We start from the raw sequence: 6,293 nt of genomic DNA, 5'->3' as shown, positions 1-6,293 counted from the left end.
CGTGCCGGTCGGCAGCGTTGCAATAAGCCGTGATCAGCGCGCGGATTTCCTCGCGGTCGAGCAATTCCTGCACGCGCGGATCGAGCCCGGTGTCGGTCATCATCGTCATCCTGCAGTCTGCCCGCCGTCGACCGCGAGCATCGCCCCGGTGATGAAGCGCGCTTCTTCGGAGGCGAGGAAGGCGATCGCCGCAGCGATATCGCCCGGCTCGGCCATCGGCGCGATCTTCGGCGACATGCGCTCGACCAGCGGCCATTCGACCCCCTCGATCGCGTTGAACCCGCCCGCGATCAGCGGCGTATCGACCGCGCCAGGGCATACCGCATTCACCCGCACCCCGCGCGAGGCATATTCGATCGCCACCGCCTTGGTGAACCCGACCACGCCGTGCTTCGACGCGGCATAGGCCGAGGCATAGGCCGTGCCGACCAGCCCCGCCGCCGAGGCGACGTTGACGATATTGCCCTTCACCGCTTCGAGGAACGGCAGGGCATGTTTGCTGAGGTGGAATACCCCGGAAAGGTTGATGTCGATCAGCTGGCGCCACGTCGCCTCATCGATCTGCGCGGTATGGCCGAACCCGCCGATCCCAGCGACATTGCACAATATATCGAGCCGACCGCGCCATTTGCGCGCGGTGGCGATCAGCGCTTCGCACGACGCGGCGTCGCCCGCGTCGAACGCGAAGACCGCGCTGTCGGTGGCGAGGCTCCCCGCGGTGCGCATCGCGCCGTCAAGATTGCGGTCGGCGCAGATCACCAGCGCGCCCTCGGTCGCGAGCCGCACCGCGGTGGCGCGGCCGATCCCCGATGCGGCGCCGGTGACGAGCGCGACTTTGCCGTTCAAGCCTTTCATCGATCCTCCCAGTCGCGCGGTCGAAGGGGGCGGGGGGCCGGTGGCGCGGCGCGCCGGCCCCCTTTGCCGTCAGAATTTCAGCGTCGCATCGAACCCGAAGGTGCGCGGCTCGCCGTAATTCACCCCGGCGATGCCGATCGACGGGCCGAAGTCGATCCCCGCTTGCCGCGTGTGCTGATCGAGCAGGTTGTCGCCATAGACGCTGAGACGCAGCGTCGCGCGACCGGCCAGCGCGATGTCCGACAGCGCGATGCGCACCCCCAGCAGATCCTGGCCCGGATCGGCGATCACCTCGTTCGCCGGGTTGAGCAGGTCGATCGTATGGAAATAGCGCTTGCTGGTGTGCGCATAATCGACCCGGAACATCAGATCGGCGAAGCCCAGCGAATGCGACGCCTGCGCCCCGACATGCACCGTCCAATTCGGCACATAGGGGAATTTGGCCTGTTTGGCATAATCGCCGACGACCCCGGTCGCGGGATCGACGATCAGGAATTCCTTATATTTCGGATCGACATAACCCAGGCTGGCATCGAGCTGGACGCGCCGGATCGGCACCGCCAGCGCCTCGATCTCGAACCCCTGGTAACGCGCATTGGCATTGGGGATGAAGCCGTTGCCGCCGGCATATTGCGGCACCTGCAGATCGTCATAATCGGTGCGGAAGATCGCGCCGTTCAGCCGCAGCCGGTGATCGAAAAATTCGGTCTTGAACCCGGCTTCATAGGCCTTGGCCTTCTCCGGCCTGAAGGTGAACGGGAAGGTCCGGCCGGTCGCGAGGTCCACGCCCGCGCGCGCATCGAACCCGCCCGACTTATAGCCGGTCGAGAAACGCGCATAGGTGAGGATATCCTTGGTCCACTGGAAGCTGACCGAGCCGAGGTACGACCAGTTGCTGAACGACAGATCGCCGCTGCGCGACGGGCCCGGGGTCGGGCCGGGGTTCGGCAACTGCCCGGTGAAGGGCTGGGCGGTGGGGATGCTCGTCTCGTCGATCGAGCGGCTGTCGTGGGTGTAGCGGATGCCGCCGGTGAGTTCGAGCCGCTGGTCGAGGATCATCGGCTTCCAGCTCACCTGCCCGAAGCCGGCGACGGATTCGCTGCGCGTGTGATAGGCGAGCGTCTGGCCGAGGTTGACCCCGATCAGATCGATGTTCTGCGCGCTCAGCGCATTGCCGACCGCCGCGGGGAAGCCGAGCGCGGCGAGATAGGCCGGCGGCAGGACGAGCGTGAAGTCGTTGGTGTTGAACTCGCTGGCATGTTCGTTGAAATAATAAGCGCCAAGGACGTAGCTCAACGTATCGGTCTTGCCGAGGATCTGGAATTCCTCGCTGAACTGGCGCTGCTTCAGGTCCTGCTCATAAGCGACGAACGGCGAGACGCGCTGCACCGACCAAAGTGTCGGCGAGGTAAAATCAATCACCTGTCCCTTGAGATTGCCGGCATAATTGGTCGGCTCGGTCGAATCCCAGCCGCGCCACGCGGTGATCGACTTGAAGGTCAGCGCCTTACTCACCTCATAAGCCGCGGTGATCGACGTGCCATAGGTCTTGGCGGTCTGCTGCCCGACATATTCGTAAGGCACCTTCTCCATATATTGCGGGCTGACCACGAACTGGTCGCCGCCATAGGACGGCGAACGCGCGAAATAGGTCGCCGCCGGCTGATAGGCGCTGACGATCTCGAACGGCCCGCGCTGGCCCTTGGCATAGCTATAATCGCCCGTCACATCGACGGTCAGCTTACCCCAGTCGCCGTGGATCTTGCCCCACGCCGAGGTCGCCTTGCGCGCCCCCGGATCGCGGTTGCTGGGCGTGTTCGGATTGTCGACATAGCCGTCCCGCTCGCGCTGCATCACCGAGAAGGTCGCGGAGAGGCCGGTGTCGCCCCATTTGCCGGTATCGACCGAGGCGCGCGCGAACCAGCTGTTGAAGCTGCCGTAACCCGCCTTGAGCTCGGCGCCGAACACGTCCGACGGCTTCTTGGAGATGATGTTGATCGCGCCGCCGGTGGTGTTGCGCCCGTACAGCGTGCCCTGCGGCCCGCGCAGCACCTCGATCCGTTCGGGGTCGACCAGATCGAAATTATTCGCTGCCTGCCGCCCGAGATAGACGCCGTCGAGATAGACCCCGACCGGGCTGTCGATCGTCAGCAGCGGCTCCTGCGAGCCGATGCCGCGGATATAGGGCTGGGTGCCGGTGATGCTCCCCGAGGATTCGGTGATCGACACGTTGGGGACGAGTTGGCTGAGCTTGTCGACGCTCTTGAAATTGAGCTGGTCGAGCGTCTGCGCGCCAAGCGCCGAGACCGACACCGGGGTCGACTGGAGGTTTTCCTCCTGCCGGCGCGCGGTGACGACGATATCGGTGATGCGGCCTTCGTCGACGCCGGCCCGCTGGGGGGCGGCCGGCGCCGGCTGCGCCGCGCTATCCTGCGCCCGTGCCGGCGCGGCGAGCGCGACCGACAGGGCGGCAAGGCTTGCCGCGACGCAGATGTGGGAACGGTTCATTCGGAACTCCTTGCGAGACTTAGAACTTCACGCCCGCCGTCACCCCGAAGGTGCGCGGATCGGGGAAGTAAGCAACCGTCAGCCCGCCGAAGCCGGGGCCGAAATCGATGAAGTTCTGCGGGTTGCGTTCGTTGGTGAGGTTGCGCACCCACAGCGAGATTTCCGCCTTGGTGCCGGCGAGCTGGATATCGCCCAGCGAGGCGCGCATGTTGACGATCGTGCGACCCGGCGACTTGGTGTTATTGGCATTCTGATCCGACGGGCTCGCCGTCACCAAAGCATAAGGGAAAGTATAGTAAGACGACACGAAGTTCATGTCGGCGATCAGGTTGAACTTGCCCCAATCCCCCTGCGCGACGCGCCAGTCGACCCCCATCGAGACAGTATATTTCGGCGCGTGCGGGAAGGCGCGGTTGTTCGACACGTCGGTGGCGACCCCGTCGATATAATCGATATAGTTCTTATACTTCGCGTGGAGATAGGCGAACGAGGTGTTGAACGTCAGCCAATCGGCCGGGCGCGCGATCGCCTCGATCTCCAGCCCGCTGATCCGCGCCGCAGCGGCGTTGCGCACGATCGACGCCGCCGCACCTTCGGCGGTGAAGATCGATAGCTGGATGTTCTTGTGATCGTCGAGGAAGCCCGCGACGTTGAACTGCAGCGTATTGTTGAGCAGCTTGGTCTTGATGCCCACTTCGTAGCTGTTGACCGTCTCCGCCTTATACGGGCAGGTCAGTTCGGCCGGCGCGGCGCAGCCGGGCAGCGAGGCGGTGGTGCCGACGATATTGGTCTCGCCGTTGAACCCGCCCGATTTGAAGCCCTTGGCATAGCGCGCATAGAGATTGATGTGATCGGTCGGCTCGTATTTGAGCGTCACTGCCGGGCTGAAATCGTGGAACTTCGCATCGGGCACCCCGCCGAACGGCACGTTGATCAGCGTCGTCGCCTGCGGCGTGTTCGGCTGCGCGATCAGCAGCCGGCGGATATCCTTGCGCTCGTGCGTATAGCGGATGCCGCCGGTCAGCGTCACCTTGTCGACGATCTTCAGATCGGCCTGCGCATAAGCGGCATAAGCTTCGGTATGCGAAGCATAGTCGGATTCGAATGCGGTCGCGCCGCCGAAGAAGGACTGCGGCCCGAGCGTCTCGGCGAAATCCTTGAAGTAATAAAGGCCGGCGACATAGTTCAGCCGGTCCTGAAATGCCTTTCCGGTGACCTGCAATTCCTGGCTGAACGCATGATAACGTGTCCGCCGCCCGGTCGCCGCGACCGGCAGCGGCGAGCCGTCGAGATCGAGATTGTCGTCGAAGCGCAATTGACGGAAGCCGGTGATCGACTTGATCGTCGTCTGCGCCCCGACATCCCAGGTCGCGGTCAGGCTATGCCCCTCGGTCCGCGTCCGCTCGTAGAGCGGGTTGGCGTCGAGGCTGGCGGTCGATTGCCGCGTCTGGTTGGTGTAGAGATTGAGCGGGAAGAAGGCGCCGACGAAGCCGTAAGACGGCGAATTCGGATCGAAGATGTCGCGCGGATCGCCGTTGCGGTTGACGCGATAGAGCTGCGCATAATCCGGCCGCTGGTGATAGCGGCTGTAATCGAACGAATAGTCGAACGTCAGATTGTGCGCCGGCTGCGCGCGCACTTGCGCCATGAAGCTTTCGCTCTGCAGGTCGTTGGTGCGATCGGTCGGGTTCTTCCCCGCAAGGAACGCCTGCGGATAGGGATTGGGCACCAGCTTGATGAAGCCGTCGCGGCGCTGGATCGTCCCCGACAATTTGACCGAGAAGATGCCGATCTTCGGCAGATCGAGCACAGCCTTGCCGCGCCAGAAATTGTAATTGCCGTAAGTGATCTCGGCTGAGCCGCCCCATTCGCCGCTCGGCTTTTTGGTGATGAGATTGACCGCCCCGGCGAGCGCATTGCGGCCGTAGAGCGTGCCTTGCGGGCCGCGCAGCAGTTCGACGCGCTCGAGATCGGCGACGTCGAAGATCGAGCCCTGCGCCTTGGCGATATAGACGCCGTCGAGATACAGGCCGACCGCCGGCTCCCAGGTGATCGCCGGGTTGATCGTCACCGAGCCGCGGATCGAAATCTGGCTGATCGTCTTGTTCGAAGGCGCGCGCTCGATCTTCACGTTCGGCGCGATCGAGCCGAGCCGGTCGATCGAGCTGATGTCGCGCGACTGGAGGAACTGGCTGCTCACCGCGGAAATCGCGATCGGCACGTTCTGGACATTTTCGGCGCGCTTCTGCGCGGTCACCACGATATCGCCGATCCCGGCGCCGCTGCTATTGTCGGCCGGGGCGGGCGCGGCCTGCTGCGGCGTGGCGGGCGCGGTCTGCGCGAGCGCGGGCGGGGCGCCCAGCGCGGTGATCAGCGCGAACAGGCTGGCGCTCGATGCGTAAACTCGGTTTCTCATCATTCCATCCTCCCCAAAGGCATTCATTGCGCGGTTTCGGCGCCGGTAAGCTTGTGGCTGTGATCGTGGCGTCCGCGCCCGAAGAAGCGATCGAGCGCATCGGCATCAGCCCTGCCGAACGCGGCCCGATCGGCGGGCAGCAAGGCGTCGAGCGCGGCGGTAGCGCGCGGCGTCGCGGGCCGCTCGGCGACGCGATCGAACCAGCGGCGCAGCGCGGGCAGCCCGCGCCAGCGATCGCGCCCGTCGGTGAGCAGCGGGAACATCGCGTCGGCGGTCCTGATCCACGGCCAGGTCGCGATATCGGCGAGGCCGTAATCGTCGCCGGCGAGCCACGGCGATTGCGCCAGCCGCGTGTCGAGCACCCCGAGCAGCCGCGCGACCTCGCTCTCATAGCGCTTCAATCCGTAGGTCTCGGTCGGCGCATAGCGGAAGAAATGGACGTACTGGCCGAACATCGGACCGATCGAGGCGGTCTGGAACATCAGCCATTGCAGCGCGATCGAGCGCGGCATCG

At 64.7% G+C, this 6,293-nt stretch carries 4 protein-coding genes; all 4 read right to left on the bottom strand.

What is annotated here, in order from left to right:
- Positions 1-105 precede the first annotated feature (105 nt).
- A complete protein-coding gene (locus tag BGN95_RS00685) occupies positions 106-855 on the bottom strand; it encodes an SDR family NAD(P)-dependent oxidoreductase (RefSeq protein ID WP_179511068.1) in 750 nt (249 codons plus the stop codon).
- A gap of 69 nt (positions 856-924) precedes the next feature.
- Positions 925-3,363, bottom strand: a complete 2,439-nt coding sequence (locus tag BGN95_RS00680) for a TonB-dependent receptor (RefSeq protein ID WP_286771314.1) — start codon at positions 3,361-3,363, stop codon at positions 925-927.
- A 19-nt stretch (positions 3,364-3,382) separates the two neighbouring features.
- Positions 3,383-5,779 carry a TonB-dependent receptor gene (locus BGN95_RS00675; RefSeq protein WP_286771313.1) on the bottom strand — a complete coding sequence of 799 codons (2,397 nt, stop codon included), beginning with the start codon at positions 5,777-5,779 and terminating at the stop codon, positions 3,383-3,385.
- A gap of 23 nt (positions 5,780-5,802) precedes the next feature.
- The coding region (locus tag BGN95_RS00670) for a glutathione S-transferase C-terminal domain-containing protein (RefSeq protein ID WP_286771312.1) at positions 5,803-6,293 on the bottom strand (491 nt) is incomplete at its 5' end.

It is taken from the genome of Sphingomonas sp. 66-10, assembly GCF_001897045.1.
GTDB classification, from domain to species: Bacteria; Pseudomonadota; Alphaproteobacteria; order Sphingomonadales; family Sphingomonadaceae; genus Sphingomonas; species Sphingomonas lycopersici.
Note: the sequence above shows the minus strand (reverse complement) of the source record. Positions and strands in the feature narration are given on the sequence as shown.

Coding starts and splice junctions, on each gene's coding strand:
- BGN95_RS00685 (WP_179511068.1), bottom strand. CDS start 855: ATGAAAGGCTTGAACGGCAAAGTCGCGCTCGTCACCGGCGCCGCATCG.
- BGN95_RS00675 (WP_286771313.1), bottom strand. CDS start 5,779: ATGAGAAACCGAGTTTACGCATCGAGCGCCAGCCTGTTCGCGCTGATC.
- BGN95_RS00680 (WP_286771314.1), bottom strand. CDS start 3,363: ATGAACCGTTCCCACATCTGCGTCGCGGCAAGCCTTGCCGCCCTGTCG.